The 24,317-nt window shown below is 43.6% G+C and carries 24 protein-coding genes; 20 read left to right on the forward strand and 4 right to left on the reverse strand.

The features are described 5' to 3' along the window. Positions 1–50: 50 nt before the first annotated feature. The gene (locus tag RMY64_RS15320; RefSeq protein WP_322700502.1) at positions 51–1,436 is read right to left on the reverse strand and encodes an ABC transporter substrate-binding protein; all 1,386 of its coding nucleotides are present in this window, start codon (positions 1,434–1,436) and stop codon (positions 51–53) included. A gap of 318 nt (positions 1,437–1,754) precedes the next feature. Here RMY64_RS15320 and RMY64_RS15325 point away from each other — a divergent pair, with 318 nt between their 5' ends. Together RMY64_RS15325 and RMY64_RS15330 are read left to right on the forward strand one after the other, a co-directional pair. After that, positions 1,755–3,026, forward strand: coding sequence for a sulfite exporter TauE/SafE family protein (locus RMY64_RS15325; RefSeq protein ID WP_322700503.1), 1,272 nt, complete (start codon positions 1,755–1,757; stop codon positions 3,024–3,026). Further along, on the forward strand, positions 3,001–3,702 hold the full coding sequence (locus RMY64_RS15330; protein ID WP_322671856.1) for a hypothetical protein: 702 nt from the start codon (positions 3,001–3,003) through the stop codon (positions 3,700–3,702). The genes RMY64_RS15325 and RMY64_RS15330 overlap by 26 nt, the downstream gene beginning before the upstream one ends. A 208-nt stretch (positions 3,703–3,910) precedes the next feature. Here the strand turns inward: RMY64_RS15330 and RMY64_RS15335 are convergent, their stop codons facing one another. From RMY64_RS15335 to galE, 3 genes are all read right to left on the reverse strand, one after another. Beyond that, positions 3,911–4,096 carry a DUF6887 family protein gene (locus tag RMY64_RS15335; protein WP_322700504.1) on the reverse strand — a complete coding sequence of 62 codons (186 nt, stop codon included), beginning with the start codon at positions 4,094–4,096 and terminating at the stop codon, positions 3,911–3,913. Beyond that, a complete protein-coding gene (locus tag RMY64_RS36835) occupies positions 4,089–4,268 on the reverse strand; it encodes a DUF6888 family protein (protein WP_416212148.1) in 180 nt (59 codons plus the stop codon). Before RMY64_RS36835 ends, RMY64_RS15335 begins: the two co-directional genes overlap by 8 nt. A 94-nt stretch (positions 4,269–4,362) precedes the next feature. Then, on the reverse strand, positions 4,363–5,367 hold the full coding sequence (gene galE / locus RMY64_RS15340) for a UDP-glucose 4-epimerase GalE (RefSeq protein WP_322700505.1): 1,005 nt from the start codon (positions 5,365–5,367) through the stop codon (positions 4,363–4,365). A gap of 403 nt (positions 5,368–5,770) precedes the next feature. On the opposite strand from galE, the gene RMY64_RS15345 reads away from it, so the two are divergent. From RMY64_RS15345 to RMY64_RS15430, 18 genes are all read left to right on the forward strand, one after another. After that, the gene (locus RMY64_RS15345) at positions 5,771–6,418 is read left to right on the forward strand and encodes a hypothetical protein (RefSeq protein WP_322700506.1); all 648 of its coding nucleotides are present in this window, start codon (positions 5,771–5,773) and stop codon (positions 6,416–6,418) included. Positions 6,419–6,664: 246 nt separating this feature from the next. Continuing rightward, a complete protein-coding gene (locus tag RMY64_RS15350) occupies positions 6,665–8,416 on the forward strand; it encodes an ABC transporter ATP-binding protein (RefSeq protein ID WP_322700507.1) in 1,752 nt (583 codons plus the stop codon). A 438-nt stretch (positions 8,417–8,854) separates the two neighbouring features. After that, positions 8,855–9,910: a magnesium-protoporphyrin IX monomethyl ester (oxidative) cyclase gene (gene acsF / locus RMY64_RS15355; protein ID WP_322700508.1), complete on the forward strand. Its 1,056-nt coding sequence runs from the start codon at positions 8,855–8,857 to the stop codon at positions 9,908–9,910. Between the two features lie 239 nt (positions 9,911–10,149). Then, a complete protein-coding gene (locus RMY64_RS15360) occupies positions 10,150–11,532 on the forward strand; it encodes an eCIS core domain-containing protein (RefSeq protein ID WP_322700509.1) in 1,383 nt (460 codons plus the stop codon). 371 nt (positions 11,533–11,903) lie between these two features. Beyond that, on the forward strand, positions 11,904–12,851 hold the full coding sequence (locus tag RMY64_RS15365) for a zinc-binding dehydrogenase (RefSeq protein WP_322700510.1): 948 nt from the start codon (positions 11,904–11,906) through the stop codon (positions 12,849–12,851). Between the two features lie 15 nt (positions 12,852–12,866). Then, positions 12,867–13,214, forward strand: coding sequence for an inorganic diphosphatase (locus tag RMY64_RS15370; protein WP_322700511.1), 348 nt, complete (start codon positions 12,867–12,869; stop codon positions 13,212–13,214). 29 nt (positions 13,215–13,243) lie between these two features. Continuing rightward, on the forward strand, positions 13,244–14,044 hold the full coding sequence (locus RMY64_RS15375; protein WP_322700512.1) for an SDR family oxidoreductase: 801 nt from the start codon (positions 13,244–13,246) through the stop codon (positions 14,042–14,044). A gap of 77 nt (positions 14,045–14,121) precedes the next feature. Beyond that, positions 14,122–15,036, forward strand: a complete 915-nt coding sequence (locus tag RMY64_RS15380; RefSeq protein ID WP_322700513.1) for a TauD/TfdA family dioxygenase — start codon at positions 14,122–14,124, stop codon at positions 15,034–15,036. Positions 15,037–15,436: 400 nt separating this feature from the next. After that, positions 15,437–16,030 (forward strand): glutathione S-transferase family protein, encoded by a 594-nt coding sequence (locus tag RMY64_RS15385; RefSeq protein ID WP_322700514.1) that lies wholly within the window; start codon positions 15,437–15,439, stop codon positions 16,028–16,030. Between the two features lie 68 nt (positions 16,031–16,098). Continuing rightward, the gene (locus tag RMY64_RS15390) at positions 16,099–17,478 is read left to right on the forward strand and encodes an LLM class flavin-dependent oxidoreductase (RefSeq protein WP_322700515.1); all 1,380 of its coding nucleotides are present in this window, start codon (positions 16,099–16,101) and stop codon (positions 17,476–17,478) included. Between the two features lie 249 nt (positions 17,479–17,727). Beyond that, complete coding sequence (locus tag RMY64_RS15395; protein ID WP_322700516.1) at positions 17,728–18,621, forward strand: DMT family transporter; 894 nt, start codon at positions 17,728–17,730, stop codon at positions 18,619–18,621. Between the two features lie 268 nt (positions 18,622–18,889). Next, positions 18,890–19,546 (forward strand): HAD hydrolase-like protein, encoded by a 657-nt coding sequence (locus tag RMY64_RS15400; RefSeq protein ID WP_322700517.1) that lies wholly within the window; start codon positions 18,890–18,892, stop codon positions 19,544–19,546. 30 nt (positions 19,547–19,576) lie between these two features. Then, positions 19,577–20,353 (forward strand): sulfite exporter TauE/SafE family protein, encoded by a 777-nt coding sequence (locus tag RMY64_RS15405; protein WP_322700518.1) that lies wholly within the window; start codon positions 19,577–19,579, stop codon positions 20,351–20,353. 27 nt (positions 20,354–20,380) lie between these two features. Further along, complete coding sequence (locus tag RMY64_RS15410; RefSeq protein WP_322700519.1) at positions 20,381–21,634, forward strand: MFS transporter; 1,254 nt, start codon at positions 20,381–20,383, stop codon at positions 21,632–21,634. A gap of 65 nt (positions 21,635–21,699) precedes the next feature. Next, entirely contained in the window at positions 21,700–22,086 is a 387-nt protein-coding gene (gene hpxZ, locus RMY64_RS15415) for an oxalurate catabolism protein HpxZ (protein WP_322700520.1), read from the forward strand. Between the two features lie 11 nt (positions 22,087–22,097). Continuing rightward, complete coding sequence (locus RMY64_RS15420; protein ID WP_322700521.1) at positions 22,098–22,856, forward strand: hypothetical protein; 759 nt, start codon at positions 22,098–22,100, stop codon at positions 22,854–22,856. 90 nt (positions 22,857–22,946) lie between these two features. After that, a complete protein-coding gene (locus RMY64_RS15425) occupies positions 22,947–23,510 on the forward strand; it encodes an NUDIX hydrolase (protein WP_322700522.1) in 564 nt (187 codons plus the stop codon). 67 nt (positions 23,511–23,577) lie between these two features. Further along, positions 23,578–24,117, forward strand: a complete 540-nt coding sequence (locus RMY64_RS15430) for a GNAT family N-acetyltransferase (protein WP_322700523.1) — start codon at positions 23,578–23,580, stop codon at positions 24,115–24,117. Positions 24,118–24,317: the final 200 nt, after the last annotated feature.

The following is a 24,317-nucleotide window of genomic DNA, read 5'->3' on the forward strand; positions in this document are numbered from 1 at the left end:
GTCATTTGTCATTTGTCATTTGTCATTTGTCATTTGTCATTTGTCATTAGTTATTCTCCCCCTGCTCCCTGCCCCCTGCTCCCTGCTCCCTGCCCCCTGCTCCCTGCCCCCTGCCCCCCTGCCCCCCTACCCCCTGCCGCCAGCAATCGCCGCGTTTCCGCAGCAGCAGCTTGCATTGCTCGTTCAGGATTCATTCGACCGGATAACGCGGCACTGAGATAACGCTGTAAAATATCTGATGTCTGAGCATATTGCGCGATCGGTGGACGTAAAACTGCATTGTCCACGACCTGCAATAACTGTGGATAGTGGGGGTATTTAGCAACAATTCCTGGATCTGTAAACAGTTCCCGGCGACTGGGCACATAACCTGCACTGAAAATGAATCGGCGCTGTGCTTCCCGACTGGTAAAATACTGAATTGCTTTCCAAGCTTCTTCAGGATGTTGAGAAGATTTCGCAATCCCTAAACCCCAGCCCCCAAGACAAGCCGCTCCCGTCTTCCCAGGAGCATGAACCATCGGTTTAATCGCAATTTTGCCCCGGATTGATGAATTTTCTGCTTGGGCTAGAGGCCACGCGTATGGCCAACTACGTAAAAACGCTACTTGACCACTTTGAAACAAACGTCGGGTGTCTTCTTCTTGATAGGTTGTGACTCCAGGCGGAGAAACGCCTTCGTTGATGGTACTACGTAGAAACTCAATGGCTTTTAATGTTTCTGGTCGATCTAGTCCAACTTCAAAGGTGTCGGGTTTAACCCAGAAGCCACCAAAGCCATCGAGGATTTCTGCAAACATCGCCACAAGTCCTTCATATTGGCGACCCTGCCAAACATAGCCCCAATTCACCTGCTTTTTCTTCTGCAAAACTTGGGAAATTCGGATCAAATCATCAAATGTTTCTGGTGGTTTCAATCCCGCTTGTTTGATTAAATCTTCTCGGTAGTAGAGCATTCCTACGTCGGAACGCACTGGAATGCGGTACAGCTGGTTTTGATAACGTCCCCCTTCTACATCCTGGGGTGAAAATGCTGCCAACTCTTCTTTAGAAATGCGATCGCCTAAAGGTAGCAACCATCCAGCAGCAGCAAACTTGGATGTCCAGATCACATCCATATTGATCAGGTCATAAGGGGATTCACCTAAAATAAAAGATGAGGTATACAGGTCTTCGAGCAAATTTGTGGCATTCGGCCCTTCAACTAAGTTAATGCGAATACCTGGGTTCTCAGCCTCGAAGTCTCTAATTAAACCCTGCCTCCAAGGTTGGGCATCAGGAGCAGTCATTAACAGATTGAGGGTAACTGGTTGCTGCGAGAGTACTACCCAACTGAACAATATAATGCTCAAGAGAGTTGCCAGAAAAACCCCTATATGCAAATAACTTTGTTTTTGGATGAATTTTTGTATGTTAATTGGCTTTCGGTACAACATTATCAATGTAGCGATCGCTAGTAGTAATTCTTAGGAAATAAAAACATAAAACATTTCCAAAAAGATTATTTCGTATTATTTTTTTACGGTTTTTTATAAGTAAAATTAATTTATTGAACAGAAGTCAGAATTCTTCAATAGAGAAAACATCAAGTTTGACGCTTTGTCTTTTGACAGCGATCGCAACTTCACTTACAGTTCCGCACTAGAGGAGTTTTGAGTACTAAGTAAAGAAGAAAAGAAAAAATTTCTTATTACTTCTTCAAAATCTTTATTCGGACACTCAGGACTCATAACTCAGAACTCGGAACTTTTTTTATGGTAGATTTGTTGCTGATCGCAATCCTGGGGTTCCTGGGGAGTTTTGGACACTGCTTTGGGATGTGTGGCCCGCTAACAGTGGCATTTTCTCTGTCTCATCAGCCGAAAATTCCACAAACAGTCTCCTTGGGACGGACATTAACCTTAGAAAAACCCGATACTTGGCAACAGCAATTAAAATTTCATATCCTGCTAAACTTGGGGCGGATGTTGAGCTATGCTCTAGTCGGTGCTGGCATTGGGGCGCTAGGTTCGGTATTGCTGCAAGGTGGACAGCTAGCGGGTGTTGGCAGCGACTTCCGGCGCTGGATGGCAATTTTGACTGGTGTGATGTTGATTTGGTTTGGCTTAGGACAACTAAAACCTGATTTACTCCCGCGCATTCCCGTATTACATCCCCTATTGCAAGGTAGTTTACACGATCGCCTCAGCAGCGGAATGGTTAAACTTTCTTTAAAAACCAAATGGTGGACGCCAATGCTTTTAGGGATGACTTGGGGTTTAATGCCCTGTGGTTTTCTATATGCTGCCCAAATTAAAGCCGCTGAAACTGGCAATTTATGGATGAGTACAGCTACTATGCTGGCTTTTGGCTTGGGAACCTTACCGACGATGCTAGGTGTAGGCGTTTCCACATCTTTGGTAAGTAAAGACAGGCGCAGTCAGTTGTTTCGATTAGGCGGTTGGGTAACACTCACCATTGGCGTTATCACCTTGCTGCGGACTGGTGACACAATGGTAGATTACACCGGACACGCCGCCTTAATCTGCTTAATTTTGGCGTTAATTGCGCGTCCGATTAGTGGCTTGTGGGCTTCACCACTGCGTTACCGTCGTGGTTTAGGTGTGGGATCTTTCGTGCTTTCTGTGGTTCACACCTTCCACATGATAGAACACTCATTGCAATGGAATTTTGCCGCCTTTTCGTTTCTGCCGCCAGAATTTCAGTGGGGGATGGCTGCGGGTGCTGTAGCATTGGTATTAATGTCCCCCGCCGCTTTTACAAGTTGGGAATCGTTGCAAAAATCTTTGGGCAAGCGTTGGCGACAGATTCATCTATTGGGTGTGCCAGCCTTGCTCTTGAGTGCCATTCATGCTGTGTTGATTGGTTCCCATTACCTGGGTTCCTTGCAATCAACTTGGGGAAATAAATTAGCGGCAGTACTGATGGTAATGATTACTCTCAGTGTTTTGCTAGTGCGCTCGCGCTTTTTCTGGTCAAAGTTAGCCGTAGAAAAGTTTTATGTTCCCCCAACCAAATCGCGGTAAATCATCTTTATTTTCTGGCTCCGTTTCAACGAGTCAAAAACAGAAGCGTTACCCCCTTAAAGGCATTTTCTGGAAAAATCAAGGAACGATAAAGTATTTATTATTCCTCAGTTGCTTAGTTATATCAATAACTAATCTTTACCCTGCTTTTGCTCATAAGGTGGAAGTAGCCTCAGATGTTGGCGGCACTCTCCATATTGAACCAAACGATAATCCCCGTGCTGGAGAACCAAGCCAAGCCTGGTTTGCACTTACCCGCAGAGGTGGAAAGGTGATTCCTCTGTCACAGTGTAATTGTCAGTTGGCTGTTTATGCCGAACCTTATGCAACCGGAGAGCCACCGTTATTAGAACCACAGTTAAAACCTGTGGCAGCCGAACGTTATCAAGGCATTCCAGGTGCAGAAGTTGTCTTTCCCAAACCAGGTATTTATGAGTTGCAACTAAATGGAAAACCTGTTTCTGGGGCAAGATTCAAACCCTTTGAATTCAAATTTGAAGTGACTGTGGCAGGAGGCGGGTCTACACAAAATACACAAAATTTGCGAAATGTCAATGGTGATTTAGTAGAAGGTCAATCTCAACAATTACCAACTTGGGCGATCGCACTGCCAATTCTCGGATTTATCGGCATCTTAGTTGTCGTACTGCGAAGCATGAGAGGGGGTAGCGAGTGAGTGTTCTCACATAAAATCTTGTCATTATAGCGTTTCCTAAATAAGACCTTAGTTCGATAAACCTCCCCCTGCCTTGAACTTTAGTTCAAGTCTGTCCCTCTCTGAGTCGGAGAGGGATGGTTTTGTGTAGTAAAACCTCTTAGAGGTTTCAATATTTACCAGAGTTAGGCGGTTACTACATGAGCCGTCGAACTTTTTTAATTTACTGTCAACTAGCTTGGCTAATACGCCGTTGTAACTCGATTTCAAATTCCTCATCAGTGCGAGTGATGACTTTTGGTCGTTGGTCTAACCTGTCCATTAAAATATGGAATGCTTCGGTGTCCTGTGGATGATATCTAACCCAATCTCTTAATTCATTATCTGATATGGCTTGATAATCAGGTTTAGTCATGGAAATCAAGCTCACCATTTGGATATATCTCTATTTGTATTGTGTCTCGAATTAAAACGTATATGCGCTTTGTTCTTTCGTCCAGTCGCACTACGTTGATAGGCTGAAACATATTACTTGCTCTCACACCTCTACTGTAAAACGCTCTCAACTGTTCTGTTGTTGGTTCCATTTAGACTCCACTCTCAATAAAGCTATCAAGTAAGTCGCTAAGGCATTGAGCCGAGATGCACAACTTTCACGTCGCGCATCTCGGCTCAATGCCATCAAGTCGAATGATGTCGCTTCTGGTGCCACTGCCACGCGTCAGCGACGATATCTTTGATGGATGGATACTGAGGTTGCCAGCCTAAGACTGTTCTGGCTTTATCGCTGGTGCCAATGAGAACTGGGGGATCGCCAGGACGGCGATCGCGTTCTTCTACTGGTATCGAAGTTCCTGTCACCTCTTCGACTGCGGCTATGACTTCTCTGACGGAGAAGCCGCTGCCATTGCTCAAATTAAAAACTTCGCTATCGCCACCTTTTAATAAATATTCCAATCCCAAAATATGGGCATCTGCTAAGTCGTTAACGTGAATATAATCACGAATACACGTACCATCGGGCGTGGGGTAATCAGTGCCGAAAATTGAAATGGATTCTCGTTTGCCTAAAGCTGTCATTAGCACCAAGGGAATTAAATGGGTTTCTGGGTTGTGATCCTCGCCTAGTAAGCCATCGGGATTAGCACCAGCAGCATTGAAGTAGCGAAAACGCACTGATTGCAAACCGTAAGCAACGTCAAAATCAGAGAGAATCCTTTCTACCATCAGCTTTGTAGCGCCATAGGGATTAATCGGATTTTGGGGATGGGTTTCTGGAATAGGCACGAATTCTGGTACCCCGTAGGTGGCACAGGTAGAAGAAAAGACAAATTTCTTTACAGATGCTGTCAGCATCGCTTCTAACAGCGTCAAAGTACCAAGGACGTTATTGCGGTAATATTTGGCCGGATCGCTCACCGATTCTCCTACGTAGGCATAAGCAGAAAAATGCATTACTGCGGCAATATCATGGGTTTTAAATACACGATCGAGCAAGGCGCGATCGCTTGTGTCCCCAATTATTAGTTCTACCTGTAAAACTTCTTCTACTAGATCGCGATGTCCATAGACCAGATTATCAAGTATGACAACGCTATAACCCGCTTTCTTCAAAGCAAGCACTGTATGAGAACCAATATATCCAGCTCCCCCCGTTACCAGAATAGTAGGCTTTCCAGGCGACATAGTTTTTCCTTTTGAGTAGATTACTTAATTAATTTAGTTTACCGGTACTAGATTACTCTTCTGGAAAATTATAAATAATAGACGCAGTGTCAAAAAATTGCACTAAAATCACTACGACGGTAGTCATTGGGTGTGAGGTTTGAGAAATTTTAAGTCAAACAGTACGATTACAATTTGACAATAAAATAAATCCATTTCCCGAAACCTCTAGGTTGAACCTTACGGGTGACGTTTATAACGTCGCTATCAGTAAGAAGTCGCCAGTTGTTTTATGTATGGTTTCCCTGCATGGCAGTCTTTTCTGGGGGCAACCCCAATCGAAACGGACTGCCTCTCCTGACGGAGACGCTACGCGAACACCACCACACTGGCTCACTGCACCAGAAAATTTGAGAGTTAGTCTATGTTTCTATTGTTAAGCCGGGTACTGCTGTGGCTGCTGATTGGCACTATCGTTTATTCTCTGTTCCAGCGATTTTATCCCTCTGGAACTTTTGTCGGACGATTAATCTTAGTCGTTATCTTGGTAATCGTAGCCCTATCATTTCTTAACCCCAGTGAACCTGCTGTGGCGTCGTTGTGGAGGATGCTATCTTTTCCACTCAAGCCTCTAGGAGCCTCTGTTTTACTGATGATTCTTGCCGCTCAGAAAATCAAAGGAGGTGGAATAGACAAACCAGGAGGATACTTGATCGGTTGGGCACTGACGATTTTGCTGTTAGCAAGTACACCAGCAGTCGCCTATTTCCTTTATAGAGCACCTCTAGCAATGACGGGCCAAACGTCTGTCGCAAGTGCTACAACATCTGAGACACTGGTGGCATTAGGGCAACCCACCACAACGAACATCTCAGATGTAACGGGGGATAGCATTCTTTCTTATAATTTGAGAGTGCCTCCCTATTTATTACAAGGAAGTCCTCAAGATATTCGCACACGCGGTTTACGACTTGAAGACTTTGTACCAAATTCGGAAACATTGCAATTGACAACAAGAACTTGGGAAAGTTATCTCCTTGAAATTTACAGGTTCTTGCGTGTTCAGCGGTAATCAGGCAAGAGAACAATACTTGGTTCGTAGTAAGCGCTTGAGCCATTAATCAAAGGACTAAAGTCCTTACTACGAACTTATTTCTTCATTAAAGTTGCTGTAATGGACTACTAGTAATGAATGGCAATAACTATCCAGTTAAAAGAGGTAACAACAGCTGAATTTATCACAAGCGATATTCCCTCTTCATAGCTGCCTTCTTGGACTAGCAGTTAATCTAGATGATAAAGTTGCACAATTGCTTTAATGGCAAAATCTCAACGAATCGCTAAACTCAGTGCTTACCTACGACCCCATTGGCGGGAAGCCTCCTTGGGTATTCTCGCTTTGTTGTCTGTCAATGCACTGGGTGTTTATATCCCTTGGTTGATTCGTGCTGGTGTTGACAAACTCTCGACAACCTTCAGCTGGAACCAAATACTACATTACGTAGTAGTTATTGTCTTGCTCAGTTCGGCAATGTGGCTAATGCGGATGGCATCACGCATTTGGCTATTTGGGGTGGGACGGCAGGTGGAATTTGACCTGAAACAACGGATTTTTGAACACTTACTGAAACTGGAGCCTGGTTATTTTGCCAGTAATACTGCTGGCGATTTGATTAGTCGCGCTACTAGTGATGTGGACAATATCAAGCGGTTATTGGGTTTTGCGGTCTTGAGTTTGGCAAATACGATGTTTGCCTACGCCCTGACACTGCCAGTAATGCTGACAATTAGTGTGGATCTCACCCTAGCCGCCCTGGCAGTATACCCTTTTATGCTCTTATTGGTGAGTCTGTTTAGCGATCGCTTACGCAAACAACAAGCAAAAGTCCAAGAGCAACTCTCTGACATCAGCGAACTCATCCAAGAGGATATCAGTGGCATTGCCTTAATTAAAATCTATGCTCAAGAAGCTAACGAGCGTCGAGCTTTTGCCAAGAAAAATCAGCAGCTATTGACTGCTAACCTGGAACTAGCAAAACTCCGCAATACACTGTTTCCGCTAATTGGTGGATTAGCTAATATCAGTTCGCTGGTAATCATCTGGCTAGGATCGGCACGGATGTCTGCTGGGACACTTCAGGTTGGCGATTTTTTAGCATTATTAATTTATGTAGAGCGTCTAGTTTTCCCCACTGCTCTTTTAGGATTCACAATTACTGCCTACCAACGCGGTGAAGTTAGTATCGATAGGCTTGAAGCTATTCTCTCTGTCACACCAAAAATTAAAGATGCAGCCGATGCTATACATCTGCCTGTGGCTGAACTTAAAGGCGAACTAACAGCTAAAAATCTCACCTATAATTACCCTGGTTCCACGACTTCAGCTTTAGCAAATGTTAACTTTACCATTGCTCCTGGAGAAACTGTTGCGATTGTTGGGGCAATTGGTTCGGGGAAATCTACATTGGCCAATGCTTTACCCCGCTTGTTGGATATTGAATCAGGACAATTGTTTTTAGATGGGGTAGATATTACTAAGATCGCTTTAACAGATTTACGAGGTGCGATCGCCTACGTTCCTCAAGATAGCTTTCTATTTAGCACTACAATCAAAAATAACATTCGCTACGGCGATCCAGTTAGCGAACAACAGCAGGTAGAATCTGTCGCTAAACTTGCCCAAATTGAATCAGAAATTCAGAATTTTCCCCAGCAATATGAAACTATTGTTGGCGAACGCGGTATTAATCTTTCTGGAGGTCAACGGCAACGTACTGCTTTAGCTCGTGCAATGTTGGTCAATGCTCCAGTGTTAATTTTGGATGACGCTCTCTCTAGTGTAGATAATCAAACAGCTACGAAAATCCTCAAAAATCTCTCCAGTGGTACTGAACGCAAAACAGTAATTTTTATTACGCACCAATTATCAGCGGCGGCGGCAGCTGACCGAATTTTTGTCATGGAAAAAGGAAAAATTGTGCAGGTCGGAAATCACTTGGAACTTTTACAACAACAGGGCTTATATAGAACTTTGTGGAGCCAACATCAAGTTGAGGAATTACTGCGGTGAAGCAGGGGGCAGAAGGCAGGGGGGCAGGGGGCAGGGAGCAGAGGGAAAGAATTATGATTGAGTTAGGGACTAGGGATTGGGAAGATTTGAATGGGGATTAGGGATTGGGTAATCAGCTCAAAAATGATGTTCGGGGCTATTACCCATAGCAAATTTTGAAATATTTTCCCAGTCCCCAGTCCCCAGTCCCCAGTCCCCAGTCCCCACTCCCCATTACCCCTTATCCCCAGAGGGGGCCCCACCATCCCCAGTCCCCAGTCCCCAGTCCCCAGTCCCTTTTACGCTTGGCTGAAATTGGGTAATCCTGGGCGCAACCCGTTGAAGAAAAATTCAGAAATTCCGACTTTACTGAAGGATTGTAAATTAGGTCTAGCAAAATAATTGCATTTGTCATAGCTTTATAGTTATAGAACTATTGACTCGCTCGCCTCATCACTCATGGTTAACACCCTACCCAAGCCAGAAACTAAAACCCCCAGCAAAGAAACTGTACTTACCCCCCGGTTTTACACTACAGATTTTGAAACCGCAGCCAAGCTGGATTTGTCTGCCCAGGAAACGGAATTGCAGGCGATGTTGACAGAAATGCGGACAGACTACAATCGGGATCATTTTGTCCGGGATGAAGCGTTTGAGCAGTCTTGGGAACACATTGACGGTGAAGCAAGGCAGGCGTTTATAGAGTATTTGGAACGTTCTTGCATTTCTGAGTTTTCCGGCTTCTTGCTATTCAAAGAATTATCCCGCAAGCTGAAAAATCGCAGTCCAGTGCTAGCGGAAATATTTCAAATGATGGCGCGTGATGAAGCCCGCCATGCTGGATTTCTTAACAAAGCAATGGCCGATTTTAAACTCTCCCTTGATTTAGGCGCTGTCACTAAAACCCGTACTTATACATTTTTCCCGATTGAATGGGTACTTTACACCGTTTACCTCTCAGAAAAAATCGGCTACTGGCGTTACATTATTATTTTCAGGCATCTAGAAAAGCACCCAGAAAACCAGTTTTACCCGATATTCCGCTACTTTGAGAGCTGGTGTCAAGACGAAAACCGCCACGGGGATATATTTAAAGCATTATTGCGTTCTCAACCCCAACTTTGGAACACCTGGAAATCTAGGCTGTGGAGTCGCTTTTTCTTGCTATCAGTATTTGCTACTCACACCCTGACAGTTCATGAACGTTCTGGATTCTACAAATCATTGGGACTTGATGCCACAGAATTTGATATCCAAGTTGTCCGCAACACCAATGAAACCGCAGGACGGGCTTTTCCTGTAATGTTGAATACCGAACATCCCCAGTTTTTCCCACGTCTGCAACGCTGTGCAGGTTACAACTTGAAAATTGCAGAGATTGAAGGCAGTTATAACCCGAAATTGGTGAAGCTAATTCGCAAACTACCTTTGATTGCAGCAATTGTTTGGAATCTGCTGTTAATTTACCTCATCAAACCAATTGATACTGAAGCCCTGCGGGGAACGGTTCGTTAACTATTTATTAGACAGACATCTGCTTGTGAAATTAATTATGCGTTATTCAGAACACATAATTAATTTCACCAAATGTCAATTCTTGAATATTTGGGTAGCTGAATAATGGCAAAACTAGACTAAAGTCTAAAGTCTATACATAAGAATGTCAATAAAATAGTTATATTTTTGTATAGAAAATACTGGAATGCAATAGATAAGAGGTTACTAATTAATCTAGAAAATGTAGGAATTGAGAGATGAGCGACATTAAAAGACAAGCCGCTTTGCCTTTAACCACATGGAAGCGAGCCAATACGGGAACATCAAATTTTACGAATCCATCGCTTGTCTCATCCAATATTCCCACATTGGCCAATCCAACACGCGGTTTTGGTTTACCAACAAATAATAATACTGCGCTCAATGGCGACGTTCAAGAAACTACGTCTGCTAACGAGCAATTATTAGAACCAGAAGCTATTAAAGAAAAACCTCTTGTTCACGACATTAGTCGGATATCTTTACGTCGTCCACAACCGCAACTTATAGGTAGCCAGCCAAAAGACCAGTATGAGCAGTCAGCTGACCAGATTATGCTTCTACCTAAACTTAAGTCAAATATAAATATCGGTGCAATAGATCCACATATAGTACAACGAGAATGTGCAGATTGTGAGCAAGAAGAACAAGAAGTAGAAACCGAGTTGTCACTACAACGCGTTAGCGATCGCAGCGTTCAGACTCAAGATAATATTGAGAGTCAGTTAAATAATAGTAAGGGTGGAGGAAGCCCGTTATCTCCTGAAGTGCGAAACTTTATGGAACCACGCTTTGGTAGTAAATTCGACGATGTGCGAGTACATACTGACTCCAATGCTACGCAGATGAATAAGTCGTTGGGAGCGCAGGCCTTTACTCATGGTAGTGATGTTTACTTTAGCGCCGAGAAATCACCTGGTAATAACGAGTTGACAGCCCATGAGTTAACCCATGTGGTACAGCAGACAGGCAAAGTGCAGAAACAAAGCGATGCATCTACAGCACCAGCCCCTGTTGAACAGACTAGTGGTATGCCGCCCAAAAAAGGGACAACTAAAATTGACAAAAAGAATGCCACAATTACTGCTTCGGGAAAAAATATTACCGAAGCAATTACAAACTTAACATCACAAGGAAAGGGCGAAGCGGGCAGTGTTACTTGTGCCCCCGCAAAAGATGTCAAAACTTACCAAGCAGAAGATAAATCCGATGAAATTGTTTATGAGGCAGATGTCTTAGTAACAGAAACTAAGGCAATGCCCGTCTGGACGGAACTCGATCAACAGTGCGAACCTGTTAAAAAAGAATGGGCAAGGTTTTATAGCGCTCTTGATACACACGAGAATGGGCACATTAGTATTGATGAGAAGGCTTTTAAAGATTTACACAAAAAGCTTCTTGGCAAAACAACCTCAGCATCTGACAAGATTTTTAACGATACTTACGCCCAAGCGAATACTGATAATAATGCTTACGACACCACAACGAAACACGGACTCACTCAAGGTACAGGAGTTACTCCGGTACAGTGCGGCCCAGAAAAAGTTTCTCAAAGTGGAGATGAATCGGATGCAAAGGTAGAGGTTCAAACTCAACAATAGAGGCGAAAACACCAAAATAACGCAGACCTGCTAATCATTTTCGCGTTTACACTGTTTGGAGTCAAATTGAGAAATTACAAAAAGAACTCCGAATCATACGGAAGCTACTTGGCTTGACTACAGTGCAAGAAGTGTCAACGGCGAATTTCTCCACAAGGTGCTTGATTCTTCTGGCTGTCTGTGATAGTTTTTTTTGTACAAACCATAAAATACTGTAATCTTATCAAGATACCGTTGTTTTAAAATCTCGTTAACCTATTTACACAGATTGGGAGTTAAGAATAAATAGCTAATCTATCGAGATTATTTATTGCAGGGAATACATTGCGAACCAACAAACTAGAAATTAATCTCTAAGCCAGGGCAACCTTATGAGCAAAATACGTGCTGTGATTGTTGATCCCAATGTGCCGGGGCGTTTGGCACTGAGTGAAGTGACTGCACCCAAGCCTGCCCCAGATGAAGCTCTAGTGAGGGTAGCGGCAATTTCCCTCAATCGAGGAGAGATAAAACGTTCAACCACTGCTGAGGCTGGTTGGCAGCCTGGTTGGGACTTGGCAGGTGTAGTGGAAATCCCGGCCGATGATGGTTCGGGGCCTCCCCAAGGGGCGCGTGTAGTTGGCTTGCGTCGTGCTGGTGCTTGGGCAGAACTCGTATCTGTTCCCACCAATGCTTTAGCAGTAGTGCCATCATCGGTATCTTTTGCTCAAGCTGCCACATTGCCTGTAGCGGGTTTAACTGCATACCATGCGGTGTTAAAAGGTGGTTCACTTTTGGGTCGGTCAGTTCTGGTTACAGGCGCATCAGGAGGCGTAGGTTACTTCGCTATCCAGTTGGCGCAACTGTCAGGAGCGCAAGTTGTGGCACATATTCGTCAAGCTGGTTATGAAACTTTAGTTAGAGAAGCTGGGGCGCAATCGGTGGTGATTGGCGAAGACCTTTCACCTGCCAGCGAGTACGGCCCCTACGATCTAATTGTAGAGTCAGTAGGTGGCAAGACTTTGGGGGTAGCCCTTGGCTTACTGGCACAGGATGGAAAAACTGTACTGTATGGAGTCTCTGGGGGATCTGAAGTAACCTTCAACGCTGCCCAATTTTTCGGGACTGGTAGCGTGAGTTTATATGGTTTACGTCTGTTTGATGAATTGAGATTTGAATCAGCAGCAGTCGGTCTAAAAAGACTTTTGAGTTTAGTAGAAGCAGGTGAGTTACATCCTCACATTGATTTAGAAGCTTCTTGGACACAAATAGCTGATGTAGCACAACAACTACTCGACAGGCGTTTTCCTGGCAAGGCTGTATTGCACATTTCCAATTGAGTATTAGTAGATGGCATGGGGGATAGTAGTGACTTCTGGTTCAAACTAGATCGGCTTGTAGCCGCTAGAAATCTCAAGATAGATCGCCCAAAAGGGACATCACATCCACGTTATCCATCTTTCGTTTATCCCCTGGACTATGGATATTTACAAGACACTCGCTCTGGAGACGGAAATGATATTGATGTCTGGATAGGTAGCTTGTCTAATCAAACAGTAACTGCCGTCATTTGTAGTGTCGATCTGGAAAAGCGAGATACAGAAATCAAGATACTTCTAGGTTGTACATCTGAGGAAAATCAAGCGATCTTGGATATCCACAATATAGGCTCTCAATCAGCAATATTATTGATTCGCAAATAAATTACTTACATTTTTGAGGTTAATTTTGTATGAGTTTAGAACTAAAACTATCAGGTAAAAGTGCGATCGTTACAGGAGGAAGTGCGGGAATTGGTTTAGCTACTGCCAAAGCACTTTATAGTGAGGGTGTGAATGTTGCGATCGCAGCCCGCAATCAAGAAAGACTAGAAAATGCAATAGCTGACATCCAGTCTTTACCAACTTCTGGTGCTAAAGTTATTGGCATCAGCGCCGATCTGACTAAAGCAGAAGATATTGAAAAAGTTGTCTCCACAACATTGTCCCAATTTAATCAGATTGATATTTTGATTAACAATGCAGGTTCAGCCCGTGCTGGATCTTTCCTAGAATCCACAGATGATTTATTTTTGGATGCTTGGAACTTAAAGTTATTGGGCTATATCCGCTTAGTTAGAGCCGTCGTTCCCCATCAAAAAAGTCGCGGTGATGGGCGGATTGTCAATATAGTCGGCGGTGCAGGACGGACACCTCGTCCTAACTTCCTAGCTGGCGGTACAAGCAATGCTGCTTTGCTGAATTTCACAAAGGGCATTTCTAAAGAGCTAGCCGAGTACAAGATTCGCATTAACGCTATCTCCCCTGGTGCTACAGCTACTGAGCGTGCCGAGACTTTAGCGCGGCAAAACGCTCAAGCGCAAGGCATCACTGTTGAGCAAGTGAAGGCACAAAATATCCAAAGTATTCCTTTAAAAAGAATCGCCCAGCCAGAAGAAATTGCCGCGCTGGCGCTATTTTTGGTGTCCGATCTTGCTGCATCGATTACAGGAACAGAGATTATCGTTGATGGCGGATCTACCCCTGGTGTTTAGTAGAGACGCAATTCATCAGACGCGATTCATCGCGTCTCTACATTTTGTAAAAATATAAACTTTTTGGAGATAAAAACATGGGTTCCCAATACTTTGATATCAAACCAGTTGCAGGACGTATCGGTGCTGAAATTATTGGTGTTAATCTGAGTTCTAATCTCAGTGATGACATCATCAGCGATATTCGCAAGACTTTAGTCAAATACAAAGTGATATTTTTCCGTGGTCAGCAACAGCTTGATGCTGATGGACAGGTTGCTTTCGCTCGTCGTTTTGGTGAAGTCACTACAGCCCACCCAACTGTACCATCGCTGCCAGAAAACCCAGAAGTCTTAGACCTGAATTATGGTCGTACCACTTCCCGCGCCAATAGCTGGCATACCGATGTGACATTTGTAGACCGTCCACCTCTCGGTTCTATCTTACGAGCGCTTGATATTCCCCCAACTGGTGGCGATACAGTCTGGGCAAACTCAGTAACTGCATATCAAGATTTACCTATTCATCTGCGTAATCTCGCAGACCAACTTTGGGCAGTACATAGCAACAAATACGACTATGCTACTGCATTTGACTTACCTGAAGATGCCAAGGCTTATCGGGCTGTCTTCACCTCGACTGTGTACGAGACTCTGCACCCAGTTGTACGCGTCCATCCCGAATCTGGAGAGCGTGGGCTATTCATCGGCGGATTTGTGCGCCAGTTCCGTGGCTTATCAACAACTGAATCAGATGATATTCTGCGGCTGTTGCAAGCGTATGTAACACGTCCTGAAAACACAGTGCGGTGGCGTTGGCAAGTTGGTGACGTAGCCTTTTGGGATAATCGGGCTACTCAACATTATGCGATCGCAGATTACGGCGATCAGCCCCGCCACGTTCAACGAGTCACAATTGTCGGCGATCTCCCAGTTGGCATCGATGGTAAACAAAGTGAGGCTATCAAAGGAGATGCTTCTGAGTACAACCGTCGTCAGGCGGTGACTGCGTAGTACTTGAGCATTGGGCACTTGTACTGAGTTTCGACTACGCTCAACTACCGCGAAGTCGTTGGCGCAGCCTCTCATAAAGAAGTATTGGGCATTGGGAATAAGAGAGAGATCAGTCTTTGATACTTGTGAACGAGTGTTTAATATTCGTGAATGAGGCTTTGAGCCTCATTAATGAGTCTTTGAACTCCATTAATGAGTCTTTGAGCTTCATTAATGAGTCTTTGAGCTTCATTAATGAGTCTTTGAACTCCATTAATGAGGCTTTGAGCTTCATTAATGAGCCTTTGAACTCCATTAATGAGGCTTTGAGCTTCATTAATGAGCCTTTGAACTCCATTTCCCTGTTCCCTGCCCTTTACTGGCTTAACCTTCTGTTGACTAATGATGATCGCGCTTTTTTATGAAACTCTTCTATACACCCAACTCGCCCTATGCACGCATTGCACGGGTAGCAATAATAGAATTGAATCTGTGCGATCGCATCGAAACGCAAAAAGTCATTGCACGAGATCCGAACAGCGACCTACTGAATTACAACCCTACAGGTAAAATACCAACTCTAGCGACTGACGACGGATTTATCTTGAGTGAAACACGTATAATTTGCGTCTATCTGAATCACTTAAATCCTGAAATTAAACTAGTTGCTGACATATCTAATGGCTTTTTACAGCAACTTGAAGGTATGACTGGTGGGTTCATAGATGGCATTGCTGTCTGGGTACGGGAGTTAAGGCGTCCCCACAGCGAACAGTCTCCTGGGGCGATCGACTTTGAGCGTGAGCGAGCGTTGAGAATTTTGGAATACTTCGAGAAGATATCAGATAAACTCGACCAAACTCCAAAACTTGCTCATATAACCCTCGCCTCTGCACTTGGACTAGAAATCCGCCTTCCCAATCTGCAATGGCGGCAGAAATATCCAAAACTTGCTAGTTGGTACGATGAATTCTCTAAACTACCCTCCATCCAAGCAACAAGACCAGAGTCTTAATAACTAACATTTTCTTGTTCCAAACTGGAGAACGAAAAAAGCATAAGTACGCCCTCGCAAATATAAACATGAGTACAAAAAAACAACTTAAACTCGGAGCATTTTTACCTGGGAGTGGCCATCATGTTGCAGCTTGGCGACATCCCAACACCCCGGCTGATGGAGGTCTGAACTTCCAACATTATAAGCAGCTGGCACAAACGGCTGAACGGGGTAAATTTGATATGCTTTTCCTCGCAGATGGTTTAGCCGTCTGGGATAGAGGACAAGGGGCTGAGGCTTTTAGCCGTTCGGGACAATTCAGTGTCCATTTTGAACCTTTAACCTTATTATCGGCTCTGTCTGCGGTGACAGAAAATATCGGGTTGGTGGCGACATCATCAACGACTTATGATGAGCCTTATCATCTCGCCCGCAAATTTGCATCACTGGATTATCTAAGTGGTGGTCGTGCCGGATGGAATCTTGTAACCTCTGCTGCTGAAGCCGCAGCGCAGAATTTCAGCCAAGAAAACCACCTAGAACACTCGCTACGCTATGAACGGGCGAGGGAGTTTGTGGATGTTGTCACCAAACTTTGGGACAGTTGGGAAGACGATGCTTTCCTTCACAATAAGGAGTCAGGTATTTACTTCGATGCAGAAAAGTTGCATGTTCCCCACCACAAGGGTAAATATTTCTCAGTGCGCGGCCCGCTCAATGTGGCGCGTCCACCACAGGGATATCCAGTAATCGTACAAGCTGGATCTTCCGAGGCTGGACAGGATTTAGCTGCTCAAACAGCAGAGGCGATTTTTACTGCACAACAGACATTGGCAGAAGCTCAAGCCTTCTACGCTAGCGTCAAGGGGAGATTGGCTAAATACGGACGTTCCCCTGACCATCTCAAAATTATGCCTGGGGTATTCCCGGTAATTGGTAAAACTGAGCAGGAAGCTAAGGATAAATATGAGCAACTTCAGGAGTTGATTCATCCCTTAGTCGGATTAGGGCTGCTTTCTGGGCTAGTGGGTGGCCATGATTTGTCCAAATATCCCCTAGATGGGCCGTTGCCGGATCTGCCAGATACCAACGGCGGCAAAAGCCGCTTGCAGTTGATCACCGATCTTGCCCGCAGAGAGAATTTAACAATCCGACAACTGTATTTATGGATTGCAGGAGCGCGGGGACATCGAACGATTCTCGGAACACCAGAACACATTGCCGATCAGTTAGAAGATTGGTTTGTTAATGGTGGGGCTGATGGATTTAACATCATGCCGCCTTGGCTACCTGGGGGTTTGGAGGAATTCGTGGATTTGGTAATTCCCGAACTGCAACGCCGAGGAATATTTCGTACTGAGTATGAAGGTAGTACCTTACGCGAGAATCTTGGTTTGCCCCGTCCGGTGAACCAGTTCACCACAAAGACTGCTCCTGAACCTGTGGGCGTTGGTTCCTTTGCATAGTAGTCTGTCAATAAATAATTGATGGATAAATTAAGAGTAGAGACGGCGAGAAATCGCGTCTCTTTAAACGTCTGGCAGTGTTTTTGAAGCGACGGCTTTGATTTCCTCAAACTTAATCTGGTTTGTTATTCCAGTGGTTTTAACAATACAATCAAGTCGTCTCTAAGGAAACTTTTTATCGTGTTGGGCATCCTGACGGTTCTTCTATCCTCCTTTGTTTTGACGTTTCACAACGTTACTGTCCGAGTTTTGTTTTCAGAACATCTCGTACTAGGTTTATTTTTACTTGGTGGATACGTTAAACCGGATTTGCAGAATTCATTCTTGCTGATGTTCATGCGAATGCTGCTGGTGGTTCCACTTATGGCATCTCTATCATTCAAGCTATATCCATCTGCTTGGACAGAACTCCAATACTTGTTTACCCGTGTTCGCAGGGATGTTCTAATCCAAGCTCTTGGCTGTGGGGTGCTGATGTTTGTGTATATTGCCTCACTCTACATTGCTATTGGCTTGATTCCCACAGGTATTGCCTTGACCCTTTTCTTCACCTATCCCGTATTTACAGCGCTGCTATCTTGGAAGTTTTTTGACGATCGCCCCACATTGTTCCGTTGGCTAGTAATGGCTATTATTCTGGTGGGAAGCGCTCTCACCATTCCCCAATCTTCTGCTACCTACAGCAGTCATACCATTGCGATCGGTATTTTCGCTAGTTTTGGCGCTGGGATCGTTTACGCCTTTTATTGCATCATTGCTCAAAAATGTTTAGAAAAATTCCATCCAATTCCTTTTACGTGGATCAGTTTTGCCTGTACTCTACTGCTCTCCGGTATTAGCTTACTGTTCTGGCCAGCTAATAACGCCCAACTTGACTGGACACCTTTATGGATTGGTAGCATCTTTTCGGGTCTTGTTAGCTTTCTGGGACACACTTTAAACAATGTCGGGATTCGGATGGTTGGCGCATCTACCGCTTCCATAATCGGCTCTAGCAGTCCAGCATTGACAGCGTTAATGGCATGGATAACCATTAACGAAACTTTAAATGTGATTCAGAGTATAGGGATTGGTGTTGTCACATTGGGGATCGCGTTACTTAGTGCAGAAGGCTTTATGAAATCGCTCAAAATTAGGAGTTGAATTGGGGATGGGGAATTTTAGAATACTTTTTCTCAGTTGAGTCGAATACAGACCTAACCCCCAGCCCCTTCCCTACAAGGGAAGGGGAGTAAGATTCAAAGCCTCTCTCCTTTTAGGAGAGAGGTTTGGAGAGAGGTCAAAATCTATTGCATATAAACGAAAACCCCTTTATGTAATACTAATTATCCCAAATAAAGATAGAGATACAAACCTATAAATTTCGATGAAATTGACTTTCTTAATTACAAATTATGAATTAATATCAAATATGCCTTTCTCCGCTATACTCTTCGATCTTGACGGGACTTTGACAGATCCGAAACCTGGCATCACTGGTTGTATTCAGTATGCTCTATCTGAACTCGGTTACAAACCACCAAATGCTGATGAATTAAATTGGTGTATTGGCCCGCCACTGAAAGATAGCTTTTCGCTATTACTCAATACCTTGGATGGTACAGTAATTGAACAAGCTATTTTACTATATCGTCGTCGCTTTGCCACAATTGGATTATTTGAAAACTCACTTTATCCCCAGATTGCAGAAGTCCTAAAAGTTATTCGTTTTGCTGGTTATAAAACTTTTGTTGCAACTTCTAAACCATATATTTATGCTACGCAAATTATTGAATATTTTGGCTTATCATTGCTTTTTGATGGTGTTTATGGTAGTGAACTTGACGGAACGCGGAGCATAAAAGGTGACTTAATTCACCATATTTTATTAACAGAAAAACTTTTACCCTCTACTGTGGTGATGGTAGGCGATCGCTCCCATGACATCATTGGAGCCAAGCGCCATCAAATCGCCTCAATTGGTGTCACCTATGGCTATGGAACCGAGGAGGAATTGAAGGCTCATGGTGCTGACTTAATTGCCCATTCTCCAAGTGATATTCCCAGATTTATAATTTATAATTCGTAATTCGTAATTCGTAATTCGTAATTTAAAATAATGCCGCCATCATTAACGTTTATCCATAGCTTGCTGTTGTTTAGTACTGCTTTTATTGCAGGCGGCTTAAATGCTGTAGCCGGTGGTGGAAGTTTTATCACGTTTCCGACTCTCATCTTTACGGGTGTACCTCCGATCGCAGCTAACGCCACCAATAATACTGCAATTTGGGTGGCTTCCCTAGCCAGTGCTGGAGCATATCGTCAAGATTTGGGCATCGAGCGGCGAGATTTTTTACTTTTATGTGGTGTCAGTTTAGTTGGTGGCATGATTGGCTCCATAGCTTTGTTGTATACATCGCCAGATGTCTTTAAAAAGCTGATTCCCTATCTATTGCTGCTAGCAACCCTGGTATTTACCTTTGGCGAACCGTTCAAAAAGTGGTTGCAGCGTCAAAACCAGAATACATCACCGGAATCTGTACCGTTGTTTAATTTGGTACTGGCTCAACTAGCGATCGCCATCTATGGCGGTTTCTTCGGCGCAGGTATAGGAATTTTAATGCTGGCAGCTCTAACGTTTTTAGGTATCAAAAGTATCCACAAAATGAATGCTTTTAAGACATTTTTAGGGAGTTGTATTAATGGTATTGCGATCGTTCCATTTCTTTTTGCTGGTGTGATTGCTTGGCATCAAGCTATTTTGATGGCAGTCGGTGGCTCTCTTGGTGGTTACTTAAGCGCCCATTATGCTCGTCAACTTGAACCCCACTTAATTCGGAAATTTGTCATGATTGTTGCCTTTACGATGACTGCCTACTTTTTTATTCACGGTTAAGAACTGGGAACTACTCAGGGGTGATGTATGGAAGCATCAAACAAATCACAAGTCATGCTGCGTGCTTTTAGTTCCAGAAATTTTCGCCTGTACTACACAGGTCAGGCAATTTCTTTGATTGGTACATCAATGACTCAAGTGGCTACTAGTTGGTTAGTATATCGCCTCACTGATTCCGCTTGGTTACTTGGTCTAGTGGGCTTTACCAGCCAAATTCCCACACTTGTGTTGATTCCTCTGGGTGGAATCATTGCCGATCGCACCAACCGCCATCGCATTCTGCTTGTCGCCCAGATTTTGGGAATGCTTCAGTCTTTGGCTCTAACGTGGCTAGCCCTAAGCGGTACGATTAATATCGAGTACATTGCAATTCTTGGTGTGCTGCAAGGGATAATTAACGCCTTCGATATTCCGACTCGACAGGCATTTCTTCCAGAAACAGTTAGTAAGGAAAATCTCGGTAATGCCTTTGCCTTATACTCTTCCTTGGTGAGTGTGACGAGTATGGTAGGCCCTGCGATCGCAGGTTTGCTGATTGTAGCGCTGGGATCGGGGTTGTGTTTCCTGATTGATAGCATCAGTTACTTCGCTGTAATTATTGCCCTGCTAGCAATACAACTGACATCTAGAAAAGTAGTTATTTCCAAGCGCAAACCTTTAGAAGAATTAAAAACTAGTTTTAAATATGCCTTTGGGTTTTTGCCAATTCGCTCAGTCTTAATTGGTTCGGCTTTAGTTTGCTGCGTCTGGGGATTTTATTTAGCTTTAGGGCCGATTTTTGCCAAGGAGATTTTGCAAGGTGGCCCTAACACCTTCGGTTTCTTGATGACAGCTTCCAGTTTGGGAACCTTAGCAGGTGGTATCTATTTAACGAAGCATAGCAATGTACTGGAATCGGGTAAAGTTCTAGCTTTGGGTATAGGTTTTATGGGAGTAAGCTTAATTGTCTTTGCCCTATCCCGTGTGTTCTGGCTTTCGCTGCTTTCATTATTAGCGGCTGGTTTCGGCTTTATTTTGCAAATAATTGCCGGACGTACTTTGCTTCAGTTATTGGTGAGCGATGAAAATCGCGGACAAATTACAGGTCTTTATGTTATGGCATCTACAGGCGCAGTACCTATAGGTAACTTAATAGCTGGCGCACTAGCAAGCAAAATTGGTAGTAACAATACTGTTATCCTTGGTGCAAGTATTTGTATTGCAGGCTCAATTTTCTTTATGCAGCAAATCTCCACCTTTCGCGATCTAGTTCGTCTGAATTTACCTACTGAAGGAGCTTAAAAAAAATAGCTCTGGCTATTTAAAAGAGTGCATAATCAGCCATAACATCAAAAATTGGTAACACAATGACTACTATAAATGACCCTACTGTTGTAGCTGAAGTAACTGATTTATATCTCAAATATGAAAAAGCCCTTTTTAATAACAATTTGGAGGTGATGGATAGCTTGTTTTGGGATGCGGTTGAAGTCGTGCGCTTTGGAATCACAGAAAACCTCTATGGTAGCGATGAAATTCGTAACTTTCGTCAGAATCGACCCAACCCGAAAATAGAGCGAGAAATCTCGAATCTCAAGGTTGTCACCTTTGGGAAAGATGCAGCAACAGTGACTTTAGAGTTTCGCCGAATTATCAATGGTGTAGAGCGTTTCGGGCGACAAAGCCAGACTTGGTACAGGTTTACTGAAGGCTGGAAGGTGGTATCAGCCCATGTTTCATTATTGCCAGTGTGAATTTTAAAACTATGACTAGCATTACCGAAATTGCCCCAGATATCTATCGCATCTCAACCTATGACCCAAAAATAGATATGCAATTCATCCAGTTTTTAGTGAAGGATAAAGAACCATTATTATTTCATACGGGTCTAAAGGGGATATTTTCAATAGTACATGATGCAGTGGCAAAGATTATTGACCCATCACAAATTCGCTGGATTAGCTTTAGCCATTTTGAAGCTGATGAATGTGGATCGCTAAATGAATGGTTGTCCATTGCGCCAAATGCTCAGACAGTTTGTAGCCCCATAGCAGCCTTTGTGAGTGTAGATGATTTTGCAATTCGTCCATCCAAAATTATGCAACACGCTGAAGTTTTAAACACTGGTAAATATAATTTTCAGTTTCACCATACACCCCAAGTTCCTCATGGTTGGGATGCAGGATTATTCTTGGAAACTAGTCATAAAACCTTATTTTGCTCAGACCTTTTCCACCAGTTTGGAGATGTGGAAGCAATAACTGAGTCTGATGTGATTGAACGGTTCCGTCAAACAATCGTCAATTATGAAGCAAGTCCTTTTCCCAATTACATACCATATACAACACATAGCGATGCCTGCGGCGGGCTGCGCCAACGCATTCTCCAAGAATTAGCAGCTCTCAAGCCGCGTACACTGGTGACAATGCATGGTTCAACGTTTGTGGGAGATGGTGAACGTGCATTGCAAGATTTAGCAGTTGTGTTGCGAGAAGTTTTGGTGAATCAGATTACTGCCACATAAATCCGCGTGACAGCAAAAAATGCAGTAATTTTAGCAACACGCATCCAATGAAATAATTACTGTAAAAAGTAGAAAAACAGAGGTTTAAATATGGTAAGTCCATTTGATTGGATTGTATTAAAATCTAGACATATAGTAAAAGACAGATGGATTTCAGTACGGTCTGATACTTGCCAAATGCCTAATGGAACAATAGTTGAACCCTATTATGTTCTGGAATATCCAACATGGGTAAATGTTGTAGCTTTAACCAAAAATCAAGAACTTATTTTAGTAAAGCAATATCGCCACGGTCTGAAAAAAACAATTCTAGAATTGCCCAGTGGTGCTGTAGAGACTGAAGATTTTTTTCCAGTAGAAGCTGCAAAACGCGAATTATTAGAAGAAACTGGTTACACTAGCAATCATTTTATTGAAACTGGTATATTATCACCAAACCCAGCTACTCATACCAATTTAACCCATTGTTTTTTAGCAACAGATGTGGAATGTGTAGCTGATTTAAAGTTAGACGTTACAGAACAAATTGATGTAGTTTTATTACCCCTAGAAAAGGTAATTGAAGGTATTGAGAATAATATATTACTGCAAACATTACATATTAGTTCATTATTCTTCGCTCTCAAAAAACTTGGTAAAGTGCAATTTTATTAGTCATCTGGCTAGAGTTGCCTTTGTCAATAGTCCTTACTACGTACCAGACATAAAGGAGGATTCACTAATGATATTGGAAACTCAACGCCTATTCCTGCGGGAAATGACGCTTTCTGACCTTGACGCGCTACTGCTTGTCCTCGGCGATGCAGAGTCGATGCGCTACTACCCAAAGCCCTTTGACCGCGAGATGGTGGAAAAATGGATTGACCGACATCGCCACAACTACGTACAGCATGGCGTAGGCTTATGGGCGATGGTTCTTAAAGCAACGGGCGAGGTAATTGGCGACTGCGGACTGCTTTGGCAAGAGGTCGAGGGACATCGAGAACTCGAAATTGGTTATCATGTCCGCCGCGACCAACAAAGGCAGGGTTACGCCACCGAAGCCGCGTATGCTTGCCAAGACTACGCCTTTAACGTACTGGGTTGCGATCGCGTCATCTCCCTGATTCGCCCAAAAAACATTCCCTCTCGCCGTGTAGCTGAAAAGAACGGACTCAAGGTCGTTCAGGAGACACTCTGGCGCGACATACCGCACTATATATATGCTGTGCAGCGCTCAGAAAGTAAACTTCTTGCAACAAGTAATCTCAGAGGAACATAGTTATACCAGTTTAAAAAAAGAATGCGACAAATAGACCATTTGTAGAGACGCGATTCATCGCGTCTTCACCCAAGGATGTCTTGCAATCATTAATTGAATTGGTATTAGCCATTGCATCAATAATATGAGAGCGGAAAGTATTTGGTCATAGGGCACTTTTACTGAGCGTTAGCGGGACGTTTAGCTTGTGCTGAGTAAAG

It is taken from the genome of Nostoc sp. DedQUE08, assembly GCF_034530895.1.
Lineage (GTDB): Bacteria > Cyanobacteriota > Cyanobacteriia > Cyanobacteriales > Nostocaceae > Nostoc.